The organism is Hanstruepera sp. CR43, assembly GCF_055227665.1.
Window position 1 is genome coordinate 1,361,084 of record NZ_CP200078.1, and the last position, 20,040, is coordinate 1,381,123.

The 20,040-nt window shown below is 36.6% G+C and carries 15 protein-coding genes; 10 read left to right on the top strand and 5 right to left on the bottom strand.

The genetic code is table 11. The features are described 5' to 3' along the window. Positions 1-74 precede the first annotated feature (74 nt). On the top strand, positions 75-1,871 hold the full coding sequence (locus ACKXGU_RS06270; protein ID WP_463467199.1) for a carboxypeptidase-like regulatory domain-containing protein: 1,797 nt from the start codon (positions 75-77) through the stop codon (positions 1,869-1,871). Between the two features lie 36 nt (positions 1,872-1,907). Here ACKXGU_RS06270 and ACKXGU_RS06275 read toward each other — a convergent pair whose 3' ends face one another. The 3 genes from ACKXGU_RS06275 to ACKXGU_RS06285 form a co-directional block, all read right to left on the bottom strand. Continuing rightward, positions 1,908-4,661 (bottom strand): carboxypeptidase regulatory-like domain-containing protein, encoded by a 2,754-nt coding sequence (locus tag ACKXGU_RS06275; RefSeq protein ID WP_463467200.1) that lies wholly within the window; start codon positions 4,659-4,661, stop codon positions 1,908-1,910. Between the two features lie 38 nt (positions 4,662-4,699). After that, a complete protein-coding gene (locus ACKXGU_RS06280; protein WP_463467201.1) occupies positions 4,700-5,596 on the bottom strand; it encodes a GLPGLI family protein in 897 nt (298 codons plus the stop codon). A gap of 101 nt (positions 5,597-5,697) precedes the next feature. Continuing rightward, positions 5,698-6,546 (bottom strand): GLPGLI family protein, encoded by an 849-nt coding sequence (locus tag ACKXGU_RS06285; RefSeq protein ID WP_463467202.1) that lies wholly within the window; start codon positions 6,544-6,546, stop codon positions 5,698-5,700. A gap of 123 nt (positions 6,547-6,669) precedes the next feature. Here ACKXGU_RS06285 and ACKXGU_RS06290 point away from each other — a divergent pair, with 123 nt between their 5' ends. The 4 genes from ACKXGU_RS06290 to ACKXGU_RS06305 are packed head-to-tail and all read left to right on the top strand — an operon-like array spanning position 6,670 to position 10,259. After that, a complete protein-coding gene (locus ACKXGU_RS06290; protein ID WP_463467203.1) occupies positions 6,670-8,151 on the top strand; it encodes a sensor histidine kinase in 1,482 nt (493 codons plus the stop codon). Continuing rightward, positions 8,144-8,827, top strand: coding sequence for a response regulator transcription factor (locus ACKXGU_RS06295; protein WP_463467204.1), 684 nt, complete (start codon positions 8,144-8,146; stop codon positions 8,825-8,827). Before ACKXGU_RS06290 ends, ACKXGU_RS06295 begins: the two co-directional genes overlap by 8 nt. 33 nt (positions 8,828-8,860) lie before the next feature. Further along, the gene (locus ACKXGU_RS06300) at positions 8,861-9,637 is read left to right on the top strand and encodes a hypothetical protein (protein WP_463467205.1); all 777 of its coding nucleotides are present in this window, start codon (positions 8,861-8,863) and stop codon (positions 9,635-9,637) included. Positions 9,638-9,644: 7 nt separating this feature from the next. Continuing rightward, positions 9,645-10,259 carry a deoxynucleoside kinase gene (locus tag ACKXGU_RS06305; RefSeq protein ID WP_463467206.1) on the top strand — a complete coding sequence of 205 codons (615 nt, stop codon included), beginning with the start codon at positions 9,645-9,647 and terminating at the stop codon, positions 10,257-10,259. 71 nt (positions 10,260-10,330) lie between these two features. Here ACKXGU_RS06305 and ACKXGU_RS06310 read toward each other — a convergent pair whose 3' ends face one another. Continuing rightward, the gene (locus ACKXGU_RS06310) at positions 10,331-12,763 is read right to left on the bottom strand and encodes a sodium-translocating pyrophosphatase (RefSeq protein WP_463467207.1); all 2,433 of its coding nucleotides are present in this window, start codon (positions 12,761-12,763) and stop codon (positions 10,331-10,333) included. 117 nt (positions 12,764-12,880) lie between these two features. Continuing rightward, positions 12,881-13,408 carry an inorganic diphosphatase gene (locus ACKXGU_RS06315; RefSeq protein WP_463467208.1) on the bottom strand — a complete coding sequence of 176 codons (528 nt, stop codon included), beginning with the start codon at positions 13,406-13,408 and terminating at the stop codon, positions 12,881-12,883. 127 nt (positions 13,409-13,535) lie between these two features. Here ACKXGU_RS06315 and ACKXGU_RS06320 point away from each other — a divergent pair, with 127 nt between their 5' ends. The 5 genes from ACKXGU_RS06320 (at position 13,536) to ACKXGU_RS06340 (ending at position 20,035) form a co-directional block, all read left to right on the top strand. Beyond that, positions 13,536-13,895 (top strand): hypothetical protein, encoded by a 360-nt coding sequence (locus tag ACKXGU_RS06320; RefSeq protein WP_463467209.1) that lies wholly within the window; start codon positions 13,536-13,538, stop codon positions 13,893-13,895. 77 nt (positions 13,896-13,972) lie between these two features. After that, positions 13,973-16,198, top strand: a complete 2,226-nt coding sequence (locus ACKXGU_RS06325; RefSeq protein ID WP_463467210.1) for a M1 family metallopeptidase — start codon at positions 13,973-13,975, stop codon at positions 16,196-16,198. A 71-nt stretch (positions 16,199-16,269) separates the two neighbouring features. Next, the gene (locus ACKXGU_RS06330) at positions 16,270-16,869 is read left to right on the top strand and encodes a (2Fe-2S)-binding protein (protein WP_463467211.1); all 600 of its coding nucleotides are present in this window, start codon (positions 16,270-16,272) and stop codon (positions 16,867-16,869) included. Further along, complete coding sequence (locus ACKXGU_RS06335; protein ID WP_463467212.1) at positions 16,866-17,855, top strand: FAD binding domain-containing protein; 990 nt, start codon at positions 16,866-16,868, stop codon at positions 17,853-17,855. The genes ACKXGU_RS06330 and ACKXGU_RS06335 overlap by 4 nt, the downstream gene beginning before the upstream one ends. Further along, positions 17,852-20,035: a xanthine dehydrogenase family protein molybdopterin-binding subunit gene (locus tag ACKXGU_RS06340; RefSeq protein ID WP_463467213.1), complete on the top strand. Its 2,184-nt coding sequence runs from the start codon at positions 17,852-17,854 to the stop codon at positions 20,033-20,035. Before ACKXGU_RS06335 ends, ACKXGU_RS06340 begins: the two co-directional genes overlap by 4 nt. Positions 20,036-20,040 lie beyond the last annotated feature (5 nt).

Sequence of the window (20,040 nt, forward strand, 5' to 3'; positions counted from 1 at the left end):
TTAGGACATTTGTCTGGGAACCTGTTATATAATAAAACCTCTTTGATTCAGTTATCATCTATAAAGAAACAAACATGAAACCATCACACCTTTTAACTCTTCTAATTTTTACACTCATTTTTTCTTGCAAAAATGATGATGACAATAGTTTGTCTGACACCAATCCCAATCCAAATCCCGAGGTTTTTACCGAGAATTTTGGTGCCGAAATAAACAGAGACTTTCTAGGAGAAGTAGTAGACCAAAATAACAATTCTGTACGAAATGCTACAGTTACCATTGGTGACCAAACCACCTTAACTGATGCCAATGGTGTATTTATTATCAGAGGCGCTAATATCTATGAACGCTTTGGCTATATACAAGTGGAGAAAACAGGCTATTTACATGGGTCACGTTCAGTAGTGCCCACTTCGGGGACCAACAAAGTCAAAATTATGTTGTTGGAAGAAACTGTTGCAGGCACCACTTCTAGTGGCACTTCTGAAACTATCGCCTTATCTAATGGCGCTTCGGTTGCTTTGCAAGGAGAATACACCAAAGAAGATGGCTCGGCTTATTCAGGCAATGTGAATGTCATTGTGCATCATTTAGACCCAACCGATGAAAACATGCTCAATCAAATGCCAGGCATGCTCTATGCGGCCAATGCTCAAAATGAGGAGCGCATGCTCCAAACCTTTGGCATGCTGGCTGTGGAATTACGTGGTAGCAATGGTGAAGACTTAAATTTAGCCACAGGCAGTACTGCTGAAATTACCGTACCTCTAGATGCCAGCTTACTAGCTACAGCACCAGCAACCATACCGTTATGGTATTTTGATGAAGTAGCAGGCTATTGGAAAGAAGAAGGCGAAGCTACCTTGGTTGGTAATGCCTATGTGGGAACGGTATCCCATTTCTCATTTTGGAATTGTGATATTCCAGCCGAAGCTGTTATGTTGTGTATAAATGTAACCGATGAAGACGACAGTGTTTTATCTAATGTACAGGTTATAATTACCAGTGAAAATTATGGCTCACGATATGGCTTCACAAATTCCAACGGTCAAGTTTGCGGTTTAGTACCAAGCAACGAAACACTGATGGTCAGTATTAATATAAATAATGAACTATGTACGGGTAACATTCATTCTGGATCTATTGGGCCTTTTTCTTCAGATTCGGAATCAAATATAATATTAGACTTCAATTCTAGCAATGATGAATGGCTTTCTGAAACTGTGACAGGCAGTTTTACAGATTGTGATGGCAATAACATAACTGAGGGCTATGTCGAACTAATTAATGAAAATGGTTACCCGGATGATTATGATTTTGTTGATAACGGCAACTTTGAATTAACGACCGTCAGATGTAGTAATACGTCCAATATCTTCAAATTAAAAGCATACGATTATATTAATTTACAAGAAACTGATACTTTAAGTTTTACTTATACAACACCTTCAACTAATGTTGGCACTATTGCATCTTGCAATGCTATAGATGAGTTTATTTCCTATCAAGTTGATAACGGCAATGCAAGAATTGGTACTTCTATTCTTCATAGTAACATGGAAAATGAAAATTTTTTAGACATATATCGCACTGACGAATCTGGAGTTAGCAACTTTAGAATACAAATATTCGATCAGGACAATCCCATAATAGTGGGAGCTTACGATTCGATAAACACCTCACTAAACTTTATAGATGACGAATTTGGTACCAATTGGACATCAAGCGAAACTAATATAACAATTAACGTATCAGCAATTGGTGCTGTGGGGGAATATATAGACTTAACATTTTCTGGCACCTTTATAGATGCCTCTACAAGCACAGAGCATTCTATTTCAGGAACCATACATACTCTAAGAGACCGTTAAAACAAAAAGCCTCACAATTGTGAGGCTTTTTTTGTTTTATAAATTATAGATCACCCTAAAGGTTAAAAAGCGTGGTTGTATAAAATACTCATTGGTACTCACACTCAAACCACCAGCATTAACCTGTGTTTGCGATTGCGTGTTTAACAAGTTAGTTGCCTTGAGTTCATACTCCCATTTGGCATCGGCATCTTTTCTATAGGCCAATGAAGCATCCCAAAAATCAAAACTATTCGAGCCACCTACTTCTCTACTAATATTGGTATATTGGTATTCCGAACGCAGCGTAAAAGATTTCCAAATAAGCGCATCAAACTCAATGGTTGGCGCACTGGTATAAGCCTTGGTACGGCTAGATCCTTGGTCAATATCCTGAATGCCGTAACGATAACCTACTTCAAAATTTGGTGCTTCCTTAAAATTGGTACGTAATTGTGCACGATAGGTTTGATTATAATTCTCATTCACCGAACGCACCAGCTCATCGGGGTTTTGACTGGTAGTAATAAATTGGTTAAACTTGGTATAACTAAAGTTGGCACTTGCAGTTGCCCGAAACTTTCCAAAATTTCGTTGAAAACGGCCGTTGGCATTCACGCTCTCATCGGCGAAATTCGAATTAAACGGTGTAGATACTCTAATAACACTTCCTTCCTGGAAGCTAGAGGCTGTACGTATGTTGTCAATATTCTTGGTATAGCTAATTCTAGCAAACACATTGGTATAGTTAAACATGTTAAAACTAAAATAGTTCAAACTCACATTGTGTGCCAAAGAGCTTTCTAATTGCTGGTTACCAATATAGAAGGAATCGTAATTATTCAACACTAATCCTTCAGCCAATTGATTGACATCGGTAAACTGGGTTTGCATACGGTAATCAAAAATAAGCTGCTCGCTTTTCTTTAACTGAATTCTGGCATTAAAATCTGGCAATACCCTGAAAAAATTATCTGTGTAATTACCAACAAATTGCTTGTTTTTCATGGAGTAAGCATGGGCAGATAAACCTGGTGTGAACGTAAAAATCCCGGCTTTTAATCGGTAATGAACACCCAAATACACATCGGTAAATGTATAATCGGTGTCATTTATTGGATCATAATCCGCAGGTTGAATATCAAACAGGGATCCATTGTCCAGTGTCTGGAAAATTTCTGAATTAAACTTTTGATTACTATAAATAGTCCCTACCGTAAAATTGATATTGCTTTTACTGTTCAAGACGTTCCAGTAATCCAGTTTGGCATCCAGTTGATTGGATTTAACCCGTTTATTCTGTGAAAGATTGTACTCAAATTGGTTACGGTCCATTCCTAAATCTTCGGCCGTATCATCATAAGGATCATTTGGATCACTATCGTTATTCAGCGGGTCATTCGCCAGGACAGCATTATAGAATGGGTCTTCATCTTTGATGACATGCGTGGCTTCAAAGGCAAAAATGTTACTATCGTTTAAAGTATAATAGTAATTTAAAACTTGATTGATACTAAACGGATTGGTTTCTTCATATTGGTTATTATTGGCCAAAACAGAAGAAAAGAAATCCTGTTCTTGAGTCTCTTTGGAAACACGTCCTAAAATCTCGTAATCCAGTTGATTATTGGCATTGGGTTTATAAGTAGTATTTAATTTCAACATTCCCAAATCGCTACGCTGTGTTGTTTGACTTTCAGTACGTTCATCGGGAATTCCCAAATCACGGTCAGTATACACACGGTCATTATTTTCCTGAAGTAAAATTTTATTACCTGTATAGATTCCAAAACCACCAATATCCAATTTATCGGTTGGGGAATAGCTAAAATTAGCTGCTGCAAAACGCGCGTTTATTTGTTTGGCATTATTATTCTGAAGGGACAAAAACCCTAATCCATTATCACCTAAACTAATATTGGTACCACTGCTTTGGCTAGGTTGCCTAAAGCCACCCGAAAAGTTAAAATAGTCTCTTCGCGAAAAAGCCATTTCGCCTATATTATTGATATCGCCAATAACATTCACACTGTATTTGGGACTGTAATAAAAGAGTTTGGGCTGTGCCAAATAGAGGCCATTTTCATCTGACACACCTCCTCCAGCAGTCACTGTTCCAAACCAAAAGCTTTCTTTACCTTCTTTTAGTTTAATATTTAAGGCAACATTGTCCTGATTGTTTTGCACACCGCTTAACTGCCCGACTTCAGCATAGTTTTTAAGTACCTGAACCTTATCAACCGCATTGGCTGGTATATTTTTGGTTGCCAGTTTGGAATCGCCATCAAAAAAGTCTTTTCCTTCAACCATCACTTTGGAGACCACCTTACCTTCTACTTCAATTTGACCATCATCATTAATCTCTACGCCTGGAAGATTTTTAAGAACATCTTCCAATTTTCGTTCGGTTCCGGTATTAAAGGAATCGGCATTATATACCAACGTATCCCCTTTGATGGTCACTGGCATTTCATAAATGAGCTCGACCTCGTCCAGGCTATTGTCATTGGCCAAGGTAAAGTTTTTGGAAATATCCTGATCAGTTGTAGAAATGGATTCATCGGCTGTTTTCATTCCAATATAACTGACCTGTAGTTTATAATTGGTATTTTTCTCCAATGACAACTTATAGCGTCCTTGATCATTGGTGATGCCATAGGAATCCAGCTTATTGGTTTCTTGATTAATGGCAATAACATTGGCTAACTCCAATGGATTGCCTATGCTATCTTTAACAACGCCCTCTATTTTAATTTGAGCAAAGGTTGTACTTGATACTACTAATAGTAGTACTAAAAATAGGTTCTTCATGTTTTGGTTTTTGATTTTTTTGATTGTAGCTTAAAGAATTAATGACCTCTATCTCTTCCGCCTCTACGGCCTCCATACATTTCGCGCATTTCTTCCATTTTCTGTTTGACGATATCATTATATTCCTTTCGAGTGACTTCTTTTCCTTTTGATGGTTTTTTGATATCGTCTTTTTCATCCGGATTCAATACGATTTTAGTGCACAACATGGTGGTTCTATCCGCATTGATTTCTAGAATTAAACCAGGTAATCCCCAATATTCTCCAGGTCCATTGTTTACTGGAATCTGTGGTGTGTACCAAGCTGTAACCACAATTTCTTTTGGCACTTCTATTTCATCCATTGGGTTGTCACTTTTAGCATCTGCAGTATCTGTAGAATCCTTTTTCTTTTCGGTATCATCTTTATCACGATCACGACGTCTCATACTGCTCCAATCAAATTCATCTACTTTTTTAACAGCTGTCGCCTTAAAACAAGTATACTGCCCTATCTGTTTGGTTTCAGTTCCCATCTCCCATTCTAAATTAGGCAACGAATCTTTGATTAGGAACTGTTTTCCAAAAAACTCCTGCTCTTGTAATATTTGTTTTTCCTTTACATTTTTATATTGGGCGCCACCAGTAAAGCTACTCATCATTCCAAATCCACGTCCACCACCTGCTCCAGGAGCTTCTAATTTTTCATCCTCTTTGTATAAAGATTCCGATTGCGAAAATGTTAGAATATACTGCTTTTCCAAAAAGCTCTTCATACGCTCCATGATTTGTTTCTTTTGTTGTTCGCTCATTTGGCCACGACCCCAATTATCCAGATCCATAGTGGTTTTAGTTTGGTAATAGGCTTTACCTTGAAAATCCTGTTGAGCAGCCAAACAGAAAGGCACCAGTAATATGAAGCAAGTAATCAGTAATTGTTTTGGAAATAGTCTCATTGTAATTGTCTTTATAATTTTTATAAAATTACCTATAATTACGATAAGACTCACAAATGCTTTAAATGTTTAACTCACAACTGTTAAAGTTATCATAAAAATTAACCGCCAATTCGGATTTCAACGTTTTCGCCTCTACCGTTTTCATTCCAATTGGACTTCATGCGTTCCTGCATTTCATTGAGTTTCTTTTCAATAATGGCATCATATTCTTCCTGATTGACTTTTTTCCCTTTTGTGGGTTCTTCTATGTTAAGATCTTTTTCTGAGTTCAAAACCAGTTTACTGCAAACCATAGTTGTTGTACCATCGTTCACTTCCAAAATCAACCCGGGAAGTCCTTGGTAGTTCCCAGGCCCATTGTTTACAGGAATCTGTGGTGTATACCAGGCGGTTACCGTAACCTTTTTCATTTCGGGTTCGGCTTCAGCTTCGGCATCTAAATCCTTATCTCCATTGATGCTAATACCGCCACGAACAACCTCCATCTCACGAATTTTGGTTGCCTTGTAACATTCATAATCTCCAATGAACTTTTTCTCGTTGGTCAATTCCCAATCATGTTCCTCCAAGGTATCTTGGATTAAAAACAATTTACTGAAGGATTCACTTTGATTCGTATAGCGGTTTTCCTTTAAATTCTTGTAGAGATTATCTGCTCCACCCGTATTGATAACCATAACCTGAACACCTGCTGGTTGTGGCGCTTCTAATTCTTTATCTTCTTTATAAATAGAAGCTTCTTTGTTAAAACTCAATATGTACGTTTTTTGAAATTGCTTCTTTAGCATGTCCATCATCATTTGATGCTGTTCGGAATTGACTTGTGTGCTATCCAATTGAATATCTACTTTTCTGGACGTTTTGTAAATAGCCTTCCCTTGGAAATCTTGTGCCGTAACCAAACTAGCTGTTAGGATTAAGGCAAATAGCATAACTGTTCGTTTCATAATTTGATGTTTTTGTTTTTATACCCTACAAATATGCAACGATTCATTTCGTTTTTAAGTTAATCAGTGTTAACGTGTGTTAACCGATTAGTTTTACTAATTTTTAACCTATACATTTGAAATATGAATAAGGTACGATACGGCTGGATTTTAAATACTATTGTGATTGTTGCTATATGTACAATCGCTATTCAAGTGTATTGGAATTACAAAAATTATTTGACCAACAAACAACAGCTTATTAATGATGTTCAGATAAGTTTGGACAATGCCGTAGACAGTTATTATGCCAAAATTGCTGAACAAAATACTTTAGCATTTGCCTTTAGTGTGGATGATTCCACAGAAATGCATAATCATCACAAACAAATCAATGATATCATTAAACACATTGATATTGATTCTGACCGTGACTCATTAAAAATAGAAATCTTTGACGACGTATCCCATTTCGGTAATTCCGATACAGTACAAAAAAAAGTGGTCAAAAAATGGCAACCGATAAAATTTGAAATGTCAACAGATAGGGATTTTTCAATCGATTCAATCACCCAAGATTCTTTCAAAATGCTAACATCAAAAGTCATCTATTCGATGACCAATGACACGTTAAAATTGGAACAATTGGACTCCCTGGTAAAAACCGAGTTAACCCGTAAAAACCTAAATATTGATTATGGCCTATTGTTTAAATCGCCAGTTGATAGTTTAACTAGTAAGCCATTAGACAACATAAAACTATCTGCCTTAAAGACCACTTCCAAATCTACGTATTTGCCAAAAGACAGTGAATTGGAAATATACTTTAGCAATGCCACTGCACTCATTTTAAAACGCATTATGTTAGGCATATTCGTTTCATTATTATTGGTCTTATCAGTTATTGGGTGTTTAATATATCTTCTCAAAATCATCAAGCATCAAAAACAATTGGCTGAAGTTAAGAATGATTTGATTAGCAACATCACACACGAGTTCAAAACACCTATAGCTACTATTAGTGTGGCTTTGGAAAGTATTAAAAGCTTCAACACCAAAAATGACCCAGAAAAGACGAAGTCATATTTGGAGATGTCTTCAAACCAATTGGAAAAATTAAATACCATGGTTGAAAAACTTTTGGAAACTGCCACGCTAGATAGTGAGGAAATAGACCTCAACAAAGAATCTTGCGATATGATTCCATTATTGGAAAGTCTCATTGCTAAATATCAAATTCAGGCACCTCATAAAACTCTGACCTTTATCAAACCCCAGCAGGAAATTACGGTCATGGTTGACGTCTTTCATTTTGAAAATGCCATTAGTAATGTTATCGATAATGCTGTAAAATATGGTGGTGAGACCATTACGGTTAGTATTCAGCAAACCGCCATATCATTGACTATTTTAATTTCTGATAATGGTGCTTCTTTGAATAACGAATCAAAAAATCACATTTTTGAAAAATTCTATCGGGTTCCAAAAGGCAATACTCATGATGTCAAAGGATTTGGTATCGGACTTTACTACACTAAAAAAATTATTGAAAAACACGGTGGGTTAATCACCCTACATCTGGAGCCAAAACTAACAACGTTTAAAATCACGCTGCCTAATGGCTAAAAAAACAAGCATATTATTGGCTGAAGATGAACCTGCCTTGGGCCAGATTATAAAGGAAAGTCTAGAAACCCGAGACTTTGAGGTTCATTTGTTTGAAAATGGCGAAAAGGCACTGCAAGGATACCATGAAAATCAACCTGAACTTTTAGTTTTGGACGTGATGATGCCAAAAAAAGATGGTTTCACATTGGCTAAAGAAATCAGAGCCATTGATGATCATATTCCCATTATATTTTTGACAGCCAAGTCACAAACCCAGGATGTGGTTGAAGGGTTTAGCATTGGTGGTAATGATTATTTAAAGAAACCTTTTAGTATGGAGGAATTGATTGTCCGTATTCACAACCTCCTCAACAGAAAACACGTTCAAAGCAACTCTAAAATTTTAACCGTTGGGCAATATACATTTGATTTTCCCAAACAATTATTACAGTTTGGTGACGAAGAACCCATGCAATTAACACATAGAGAAGCACATTTACTCTTTCATTTAATAAACAACCAAAATCAGGTACTAGACCGTTCTTTGATTTTGAATAAACTTTGGGGCAATGACGATTTTTTTAGTGGACGCAGTATGGATGTTTTTATTACCAAACTTCGAAAAAAATTACATCGTGACGAGCATATTCAAATTTTAAATGTTCGTGGATTTGGGTATAAATTAATCTGTTGATTTTTGGATTGATTTTTGTACTTTTCAAGTTCAATGAAATGGTTTAGCTATTTATTATTTTTTTGCGTCATTACGGTCAATTCCCAAGACAGTATTTCCGTTATCAATCAAAGTCAAAGGCCTTTGGATGTCTCACAAATTATTGGCATTGATAATTTTGGAACCGAATATTTTCTGAAAAACAACATTTTTCACAAAAAAACTACAGACAACACCATCAATTACAGTAATGTGCAACTTGGAAACTTGACAACTGTAAATACATTTAATCCGTTGAAATTAGTATTATTTTATAGGGCCTTCAACACCGTCATAATATTGGATAACAGACTTGCTGAAGTTTTTAAAATTGACTTTAATACTACGCAGCCCTACAAAAACATTACCCATGTTTCTATTGGCAATGATAATACCATTTGGACCTTTAATCAAGATTTACAGCAATTGCAACTTTATGATTATAAAGCCAAATTGGTTCGATCGACTACACTTCCTGTAGTTTCTAATGTATTGGATCTTACCAGCAACTACAATTATTGCTGGCTTTTGACAGAAAGGTTCTTGTATAAGTATAGTTATTTTGGCAGCTTGCTATTTAAGATTGAAAACAAGGGTTATTCAAAACTCGCTGAAAGCAATGATAATATCATTTTAAAACAGGGCAATACACTGTTTTATTTAGATGATAAGACCCAAAAAATAACGCCTTTAAAAACACCTGAATTGTTAATAAATCAGTTTTTAGTAACCGCCGAAACCTTGTATATTTACGATTCTAAAATTCTACATGAATTCCAACTAAAAAACTAAAGAATATATGCATGTTGCAGTAGCGGGAAATATTGGTGCAGGAAAAACGACACTTACCAAATTATTAGCCAAACATTACAGATGGGAACCTCAATTAGAAGATGTAGTTGACAATCCTTATTTGGATGATTTTTATAACCAAATGGAACGTTGGAGCTTTAATTTACAAGTATATTTTTTGAATAGTCGTTTCCGCCAAGTGGCTCAAATTAGACAAAGTGGCAAAGACATTATTCAGGATAGGACCATTTACGAAGATGCCCATATTTTCGCACCTAATTTACATGCCATGGGACTCATGACCAATCGTGATTATGAGAATTACCGTTCGCTCTTTGATTTGATGGAATCGTTTGTGCAAGGACCTGATTTATTGATTTATTTAAGAAGTTCCATTCCGAATTTGGTCAATCAGATTCACAAACGTGGTCGGGATTATGAAAACTCTATCAGCATTGATTATTTAAGCCGTTTGAACGAACGATACGAAGCATGGATTCACGGATATGACAAAGGCAAATTATTAATTATAGATGTGGACAATATGGATTTTGTTTCAAACCCTGAAGATTTGGGAACCATTGTCAATAAAATTGAAGCCGAAATACATGGTCTCTTTTAAAAAACTTAAAATAATACATTAAAAAAGCCACGCAATGCGTGGCTTTTTTTCTAATTGTGTATTGCAAAAAGTTATTTTCTAATAACTTTTTCTTCAATGGTTAAATCATTGATATTCTCTTTAACTTGAGAAGCGTCAGCTTTAATTTCTTCAACACGGGCTTTAACTTCAGCTTTAGTTCCTGAAATAATTTTTTCTGTAACAATAGTTTCTCCATTTATCACTGATGTCGTCGTGACTACTGCTTTCGCAATGTCATCACTAACTACGTCCATATCTATCAAGACTTTTTTATAAACATCGCCAGTAGATTTAGTGGTTGTAGTTGTTTCCATAGCAACACCTTCCTCAATATCATGACCACCTAAAATAGGTGCAATGACCAATCCAACTAAACAGGTTAATTTAATTAAGATGTTCATTGATGGTCCTGAAGTATCTTTAAATGGATCACCAACCGTATCACCCGTTACAGCTGCTTTGTGAGCATCAGAACCTTTGTAAGTCATCTCACCATTGATTTCAACACCGGCTTCAAATGATTTCTTGGCATTATCCCATGCGCCACCAGCATTGTTTTGGAAGATAGCCCACATAACACCAGACACGCAAACACCAGCCATATAACCTCCAAGTGGTTCAGCACCAAATACCAATCCTATAATGATTGGTGTGATAATAGTAATTAAACCTGGTAAAATCATTTCTTTTAAGGCCGCTTTAGTCGAAATATCCACACACTTCGCATATTCAGGTGTTCCAGTCCCTTCCATAATACCTGGAATTTCTCTAAACTGACGACGAACTTCCTGAACCATTTCCATAGCCGCTTTACCAACTGATTGCATAGCCAAAGCCGAAAAGATGACTGGAATCATACCTCCAACAAATAACATAGCCAATACATCGGCTCTAAAAATATTGATACCATCAATACCTGTAAAAGTCACATAAGCTGCAAATAAAGCTAAAGCTGTTAAAGCCGCTGAAGCAATGGCAAATCCTTTACCTACAGCAGCAGTTGTATTACCAACTGAATCTAATATATCCGTACGCTCACGAACGTGAGGCTCCAATTCACTCATTTCAGCAACACCTCCAGCATTATCAGCAATTGGTCCAAAGGCATCAATAGCCAATTGCATAGCTGTTGTAGCCATCATAGCAGAAGCCGCTAAAGCTACTCCATAAAAACCTGCTAATTCATAAGAACCATAAATAGCAGCAGCAAATAATACCACTGATAAAAATGTTGATTTCATACCTACTGCCAAACCTGCAATAATGTTGGTTGCAGCACCTGTAGAACTATTTTTTACGATATCTAATACTGGTTTTTTACCTAAACTTGTATAGAAAGCCGTTACCATAGAAATTAAAGCACCAACTGCCAAACCAATACAAGCTGACCAAAACACGTTGATAGATGGAATTGCTTTATAACCCTCACCAAAGAACTTCATATTCATAGTTTCTGGTAACATCATATCAATTAAGAACCAACTAGCAATTAATGTAATCACGATAGCTACCCAGTTCCCCATATCCAATGCTTTTTGAACTTGTGGTTCTTTAGCATCATTATTCGAAATCTTAACCAAAAATGTTCCTAATATAGAAGCAATGATACCAACACCAGCAATAACTATAGGTAATAAAATGGGTCCCATATTGTTAAACGCATCCGTAAAAGGCGCATTCAACGACATATCTTTAATTAAATAATTTCCTAATACCATAGCGGCTAGAACTGTCGCCACATAAGAACCAAATAAATCAGCTCCCATTCCGGCAACGTCACCAACATTATCACCTACGTTATCAGCAATAGTAGCTGGGTTACGAGGATCATCTTCAGGGATACCTGCTTCAACCTTACCAACCAAGTCAGCACCAACATCGGCAGCTTTTGTATAAATACCACCACCAACACGTGCAAACAAGGCAATAGATTCAGCACCTAATGAGAATCCAGCCAAGGCTTCAAGAGCCATGGTCATATCATTATAGAATGACGAACCGCCATCCACAAACATTTTTACAAACACGAAAAAGAACAAACTCAAACCTAATACAGCCAAACTCGCTACACCAAGTCCCATAACAGTTCCTCCACCAAACGATACTTTTAAAGCTTGTGGCAAGCTAGTTTTAGCAGCTTCAGCGGTACGGGCGTTCGCTTCTGTTGCAATACGCATACCAATGTTTCCTGCCAAGGCCGAAGCAAATGCACCAACAATAAATGCCACTATAATAATCCAATGGGTTGTGTCAACCATCATAGAAATAATGCCCAGTGCTACTGCTGCAATAACCACAAAGATTAATAGCAATCTGTATTCAGCACCTAAAAAAGCTAAAGCTCCTTCTTTAATGGCTTTAGATATGCCTTGCATTTTGTCATTTCCAGGCGCTTGCTTTTTTACCCAAGCCATTTTTATCATCATAAAAATGAGCCCTATCACCGCCATAGCAATTGGCACAAAAATCATGTTTGATTCCATATTTTTTAGTTTATTTTAATAATTAGCTGCGCAAAAGTAATGAAATGGATTCTAAAAGAAAAACCCTCTTAACTAATAGATTAAAAGGGTTTTTATTTTTGATTTTTTCAAAATGAATTAAATCTTGAAATTTCCTTTGGCTTTATGCTCACTATTTTCATAGCGTTCTACACATTTATTGAAAATATCGTAAGCTTCTTCAGCATTTCCCCAACCTCCAACATCAACTTTCTTTTTTTCCAAATCCTTATAGACTTGAAAGAAATGGGTAATCTCTTTGATTCTATGCGGATTCAAATCCTCAATATCATTGTAGCTATTCCAGATAGGATCACTCACTGGCACACACACCAACTTCTCATCAGGTCCTTTTTCATCTGCCATGTGAAACACACCAATAGGTTTTACTTCCATCACGCACATAGGAAAGGTAGGTTCGGTTCCCATAACCAAAACATCCAATGGGTCACCATCCAATGCCAAGGTTTCTGGAATAAAACCATAATCACCAGGATACATCATAGAAGAAAACAGCATCCGGTCAAAACGTATTTTGTTCAATTCAAAATCGTATTCGTATTTGTTACGACTACCCTTAGGAATTTCAATCAGCACATCAAAGGTGGTTTTACCTGTATTTGTCATTGTAAATTTTTTAGGACTGCAAAGGTACGGAAGTGTTTGGGTTTGGACAATATATAAGTTAACTTTAAAGTAATATTTTAATTTAATTTGAACATTTTAAATGAAACTCAAAGTCCTTATATTTTGTATGATATTATTCTCCCTAATTGGATATTTACAATGGGGAAATAACAACCATGTATTTTTATTTCAAGCTGAAATTGACATTTTCAAAAAATTATTTGAGGACCCTGGTTCTGTAATCCATCCGTTTACCATGCTTCCATTATTTGGTCAAATACTATTGATTATTGCTTTATTTCAGAAAAAAGTCAGCAAATCAGTAATTTATATTGCCATGACTGGAATTGGAATATTGTTTCTCTTGATGCTTTTTATAGGGTTAATTGAATTTAATATTAAAATCATTCTGTCAACCTTACCATTTATAATAACCAGTATTCTCATTATTAAATACTTCAGAGGAATAAAGCATTTAAACACATAACTGTTAAAATAAAAATTCTCATTTCAATTTTTTTTATCTTGCTGTTTCAATCAAAAAAATTAATCAAACCACACATTATGAGGTATTTTCTTTTCCTGTTCGTTTTTAGTTTCAGCTTTTCTAGCATTCAATCGCAAACACAACCTTGGCAAGGCAAGTTTGAACCCATTGATAATATGATTGCACCACCCAATACCTACCGAACCGCAAGTGGAGCTCCGGGAAAAGCCTATTGGCAACAACGCGCCGATTACAAAATAAAGGCTACCCTTGATGAAAAAAACAACATGCTTTCGGGTGAAGAAACCATAACCTATCACAATAATTCGCCAGACGATTTGAGTTACTTGTGGATTCAGTTAGAACAAAACGTCAATAAAAAAGGAAATCCTGATTTTGGCGATGCCTTTGGTGGTGTTCGCGACAACATGACCACCAAACAAATGCAAAGCTTAACGCGCGCCATTGACTTTCCTGCTGGTTACAGCATCAAATACATAAAAGACAATTCAGGCAATAATATGAAAGCCTTTGTTAATAATACCATGATGAAGGTCATGCTAAACCAGCCACTAAAATCTGGTGAATCCATGAGTTTTTCATTGGCGTGGTCCTACCCTATTACCGATAGAAGTATGTTTTTACTTTCACGTGAAGGGTATGAATATTTCCCGGAAGATGATAATACGGTATATCTAATAGCACATTGGTTCCCTAGAATGGCCGTTTATAATGATACGGAAGGTTGGCAAAATCAACAATTTCAACGATTGGGAGAATTTGCCTTGGAATTTGGAGACTATGATGTGGAGATTACAGTACCTGAAGACCATATTGTAGCGTCCACTGGACGGCTTCAAAATAGTGAATCGGTTTTAACCAAAACTCAAAGACAACGCTTGTCTCAAGCCGAAAATACCTTTGACAAACCGGTTATGATTGTGACAGTTGACGAAGCAAAAGCCAATGAAAAGTCCAAATCGACCAATTCAAAAACATGGCGATATACCGCTAAAAATGTGCGTGATTTTGCTTTTGCATCCTCTAGAAAATTTATCTGGGATGCACAAGCAGTTCAATTGGAAACGAATAAAGTTATGGCCATGTCTTTTTATCCCAAAGAAGGCTTACCTGTTTGGAGTGAAGAATCAACCAAAGCTGTAAAGGCGGCTTTGGAAGTCTATTCCGAAGCAACTTTTGAATATCCTTACCCTGTGGCGATTTCGGTTAATACATCCAATATTGGTATGGAGTTCCCCATGATTAGTTTCAATGGCGGTAGACCACGTAATGGTAAAATGAGCGATAATGCCAAGTCTGGAATGATTGGAACCATCATTCATGAAGTAGGCCATAATTGGTTCCCGATGATTGTCAGTTCTGATGAACGCAAATGGATGTGGATGGATGAAGGGCTCAATACCTTTTTGCATCAGAGAACAGTAGCAGAACGTTACCCTGAATTTCATAGCACGGAACCCAAAGACATTGTTCCGTTTATGCAAGGTGATAAAAATATATTACGCCCTATTATGACGACTTCTGATAGTGAATTACTCACGCAGTTTGGAAACAATTTCTATCAAAAGCCAACCGTAGGATTACAAATGTTACGCAATTCCATTATTGGTCCTGAATTATTTGATCAAGCGTTTAAGGAATATGCTAACCGTTGGAAATATAAACACCCGAACCCAGGTGATTTATTTAGAACTTTGGAAGATGCCACAGCTACGGATTTAGATTGGTTTTTTAGAGGATGGTTTTTTACCACCGATAATGTGGACATGGAATTGACCGATGTTAAATGGTTTAAGGTTTATGAAGAAGATTTGAATATTGAAGACCAGCAGAAAAAAGTTAAAATAGCAGCAACAGGCGCAGGCACAGAACAAAAGGCCAAAGATTTTTCAAGTGGACCAGATATGATTAAATTGTCTGAAACACCTGACCAAGCTTATGGTGGATTCTTATCTCGTTTGGATGAAGACGAATTACGAAAACAAGTTTCAGGAAAGAACATCTACGAAGTAACCATCAAAAATATGGGTGGTTTAGTCATGCCTGTTAAAATAGAGTGGGTTTATAAAGATGGCAGCAAAGAAACGGATATGCTTCCAGCTGATATTTGGAGACGCAATGAGTATCAGGTAACCAAAACATTTCTTAAAGATAAAGAGGTTGAAAAGGTAAATCTGGATCCTAATTTTGAATTTGCTGATACAAATATGAAGAATAATAGCTTTCCAAAGGTTGAAGAACCCTCTCAATTTGACGAGTTTAAAGAAAAGAAAAGCAATTAATTTCATTTGACCTTTAAGTATTTGTTAGGTTTTTTCTGTATCTTTAAGAACATCCCTAGCTATCATTTTAAATGAGCTATTCTAAAAACCAAAATAAATACAGCAGACGTTTTTTCATTAAGACATCTTCTGCATTTACCGCGTTGGCATTTGTCCCTAATTCCATTAAGGCTTTTTATTATGATATAAAAGAAACTTACTTTACAAAAAAAGTAACCTTACCTATTTCTCTGGTCATTAATGGAAAAGATTATAACGTAAATGTCGACAGCAGAACAACCTTATTAGATTTATTGCGAGAAAACCTCAAACTGACAGGCACTAAAAAAGGCTGTGACCATGGACAATGCGGTGCATGTACCGTTCATGTTCATGGTGATCGTGCTTTAAGTTGTTTATCCTTGGCTGCTATGATGTCCGGAAAAGAAATAACGACCATAGAGGGTCTTGCCAATGGCGATATTTTACACCCTATGCAGCAAGCATTTTTGGATCATGATGGTTACCAGTGTGGCTATTGTACAACTGGACAAATTATGTCTGCCGTGGCTTGTGTTAACGAAGGTCACACCAATTCTGTTGAAGAAATCAAAGAGTATATGAGTGGCAACATTTGTAGATGTGGTGCCTATAACGGTATTACCAATGCCATAAAAAGTGTCGCCAAATGAAGCCGTTTGAATTCCATAAAGTTGAAAATATTGGAGAAGCGCTTAAATTCGCCAATAATTCCAGTTCCTATATTTCTGGAGGTACCAACTTGGTTGATTTAATGAAGAAGCAGATTAGTCAGCCAGATGCTTTAATTGATTTAAGTAACGCTTTATCTAATGGTATTACACAAACTAAAAAAGGCATCTATTTGGGAGCTATGGCAACTAATACAGCTGTAGCAGAACATGACATTATCAAGAAAGAATTTCCGTTAATTTCAAAAGCCATTTTGGCTGGTGCCTCACCACAAATTAGGAATATGGCATCTGTAGGTGGAAATTTATTGCAACGAACCCGTTGTCCCTATTTTTATGATACCGTATTACCTTGCAATAAACGTAAACCCAATAGTGGTTGTGGTGCCCAAAATGGCCATCAACGTATGGCTGCCATTATTGGTTATTCTGATAGTTGCGTAGCTGTGCATCCTTCGGACTTTTGCGTGGCATTGACTGCTTTAGATGCCATAGTTGATATAGTTACTCAAGATGGCTCACAAAAAACAATTGCGTTTAAAGACTTCCACAGACTACCAGGAAACAACCCAGAAAAGGATAACAATTTACCCACTAATGCTATCATCACAGGTATTACAATACCCAACAATAAATTTGGGAAGTGTGTATCCTATGTAAAAATCAGAGAACGCGATTCCTATGCTTTTACCTTGGTATCTGTTGCTGCTGCCTTAAAATTAAAAAAAGACAAGATTAAAGAAGCTCGATTAGCATCAGGCGGTATAGCCCACAAACCTTGGCGATGGACATCTGCTGAAAGGTTTTTAAAAAATAAGGAAGCAACTCGTGAAAACTTTATAAAAGCTGCTGAACTAATTGCTTTAGAAACAAAACCCTTACAACATAACACCTTTAAAGTTTCGCTTTTAAAAGGTGCTGTTGAAACTGCTTTAATGGAGTGTTTAACCAATTCCAAGAGCTCATGAGTTTTAGTTTGTCCAAAAACAAAGGCCGTATTGAAGGCATTGCCAAGGTAACTGGAAAGGCGAAATATTCAGCTGAATACAATTTACCCAATATGGCTTATGGTGTGCTTGTGGGAAGCACTATTACCAGCGGAACAGTTACAAATATCAATACAGAAGAAGCCAAACAAATCTCTGGCGTTATTGATGTGTTATCCTATTGGAATAAACCAAGAACAGAAGGATTAGAAGATGAAATCACTTTTAAAGACTTTTCTATTTATCACAAATACTTTCATACTAAACATATAGAATTTAATGACCAACCTATTGCATTAGTGTTAGCAGAGACTTTTGAGGATGCTTCTTATGCAGCTAGTTTAGTAAAAGCTAACTATAGAGAAGAAAGCTTTGAAGTAGATTTTAAAGATCATGCTAAAACTACAGAACTTGAAACCTATAAAGGTGAACGTGGAAATTATCAAGAGTGGCAAAGGTTAGAAAATATCGTTGATGAAGAATATACACTTCCCATTGAGGTACATAATCCAATGGAGATGCATGCCACAATTGCGCATTGGACAGATAATAATAAATTAAGCATTTATGATAAAAGTCAAAATGTAAACGGAGTACAAAAAGATATAGCAGATATATATAATTTAAACCCTGAAGATATTACAGTTAATAGCCAATTTGTAGGAGGTGGTTTTGGTTCAGGACTGAAAAGATGGTTCAACACTGTAGCAGCTAGTATGGGAGCTAAACACTTAAACCGCCCTGTAAAAGTTGTTTTAACTAGACCGCAAATGTTTACTATGGTAGGCTACAGACCAACTTCTTGGCAACGTGTGCGACTAGGGGCAAATGATGAAGGTAAACTAATGGGGATATTACATCAATCCAAACATAATCAATCCAAATATGTCGGTTTTGGGGAAAGTATTACTGCTATTTCTACAAAAGTTTATAATTTTAAACATGTAAAAAGAGATTGGGCTTACGTACCTTTAAACTTACCACACCCTGTTTGGATGCGTGGTCCGGGAGATTCAACCGGTACTTTTGGTGTAGAATCTGCACTTGATGAGCTTTGTTACAAAATGAATGCTGATCCCGTTGAACTGCGTTTAAAAAACATTGCGCCATACGAAATGGATTCCGGAAAACCATGGTCTACCCATTATTTAAAAGACTGTCTAGAACGTGGTGCCAAAGCAATTGGTTGGGAAAACCGTCCTAAACAACCTAGAATGCTCAAAGAAGGTGACTGGTACACTGGCTATGGCATGGCTGTTGGGCTATGGAATTCTTGGCGCCAAGAAGCAGGTGCATCCATAGAGATGCAACCCAATGGGAATATTATGGTTAGAACTGCCATGACCGATATTGGAACAGGAACTGGAGAAGCTATGGTGAATATGGCTCATGAGTTTTTAGGTATTCCAAGAGAAAAAATATCGATTGAACTGGGAAGTTCTGCATTTCCTTCATCTCCAAGTCAAGGTGGCAGTTGGGGCATTTCATCTTTAAGTGGTGCGGTTGATGCTGCTTGTAAAACATTAAAGCAAAAATTAGCGGACTATACTTGGAGCAAATCTGAAATTACTAATATTGAGAATATCGACTTGTCAGAAAATGGTATCACTCTTAACGGCAATCTAGACTCCTTTAAATCGTACACTGACATCTTTACCAACAATAACCTTGAAAAAATATATGTCGAAGAGTATTCTAGCCCAGGTGAAGAAGGAAATAAATTTGCCTTCTGCTCATCGGCTGCACATTTTTATAAGGTAAAAGTTAATGTCATTACCGGTCAGGTGAAAATGGATAGAATGGTTATTGTGGTTGACGGTGGAAAAATTATAAATCCTCAAGCTGCAGCCAATCAAATTATTGGGGCAAGTGTTGGCGGTGTGGGTATGGCATTACGTGAAAAACAAGATATTGATTTAGCTTCCGGAAGATTGGTTGGTAATGATTTTGCAGGTTACCATGTCCCTGTAAATGCTGATGTTCCCATTATAGAAGTTTCATTTATAAATAAACCTGATTACAATAGAAATCCTTCTGGCGCAAAAGGTTTGGGTGAAGTGGGCATTATTGGAAGCGCTCCAGCCATAACCAATGCTATTTATAACGCCATTGGTAAACGCTTTACAAGCCTGCCAGTGACACCTGATATGATTGTAGCATAACCCAA

What these genes read in the sequence shown, in the direction of transcription:
- ACKXGU_RS06270 (WP_463467199.1), top strand. Translation starts at nt 75, where the DNA reads ATGAAACCATCACACCTTTTAACTCTTCTAATTTTTACACTCATTTTT.
- ACKXGU_RS06275 (WP_463467200.1), bottom strand. Translation starts at nt 4,661, where the DNA reads ATGAAGAACCTATTTTTAGTACTACTATTAGTAGTATCAAGTACAACC.
- ACKXGU_RS06280 (WP_463467201.1), bottom strand. Translation starts at nt 5,596, where the DNA reads ATGAGACTATTTCCAAAACAATTACTGATTACTTGCTTCATATTACTG.
- ACKXGU_RS06285 (WP_463467202.1), bottom strand. Translation starts at nt 6,546, where the DNA reads ATGAAACGAACAGTTATGCTATTTGCCTTAATCCTAACAGCTAGTTTG.
- ACKXGU_RS06290 (WP_463467203.1), top strand. Translation starts at nt 6,670, where the DNA reads ATGAATAAGGTACGATACGGCTGGATTTTAAATACTATTGTGATTGTT.
- ACKXGU_RS06295 (WP_463467204.1), top strand. Translation starts at nt 8,144, where the DNA reads ATGGCTAAAAAAACAAGCATATTATTGGCTGAAGATGAACCTGCCTTG.
- ACKXGU_RS06300 (WP_463467205.1), top strand. Translation starts at nt 8,861, where the DNA reads ATGAAATGGTTTAGCTATTTATTATTTTTTTGCGTCATTACGGTCAAT.
- ACKXGU_RS06305 (WP_463467206.1), top strand. Translation starts at nt 9,645, where the DNA reads ATGCATGTTGCAGTAGCGGGAAATATTGGTGCAGGAAAAACGACACTT.
- ACKXGU_RS06310 (WP_463467207.1), bottom strand. Translation starts at nt 12,763, where the DNA reads ATGGAATCAAACATGATTTTTGTGCCAATTGCTATGGCGGTGATAGGG.
- ACKXGU_RS06315 (WP_463467208.1), bottom strand. Translation starts at nt 13,408, where the DNA reads ATGACAAATACAGGTAAAACCACCTTTGATGTGCTGATTGAAATTCCT.
- ACKXGU_RS06320 (WP_463467209.1), top strand. Translation starts at nt 13,536, where the DNA reads ATGATATTATTCTCCCTAATTGGATATTTACAATGGGGAAATAACAAC.
- ACKXGU_RS06325 (WP_463467210.1), top strand. Translation starts at nt 13,973, where the DNA reads ATGAGGTATTTTCTTTTCCTGTTCGTTTTTAGTTTCAGCTTTTCTAGC.
- ACKXGU_RS06330 (WP_463467211.1), top strand. Translation starts at nt 16,270, where the DNA reads ATGAGCTATTCTAAAAACCAAAATAAATACAGCAGACGTTTTTTCATT.
- ACKXGU_RS06335 (WP_463467212.1), top strand. Translation starts at nt 16,866, where the DNA reads ATGAAGCCGTTTGAATTCCATAAAGTTGAAAATATTGGAGAAGCGCTT.
- ACKXGU_RS06340 (WP_463467213.1), top strand. Translation starts at nt 17,852, where the DNA reads ATGAGTTTTAGTTTGTCCAAAAACAAAGGCCGTATTGAAGGCATTGCC.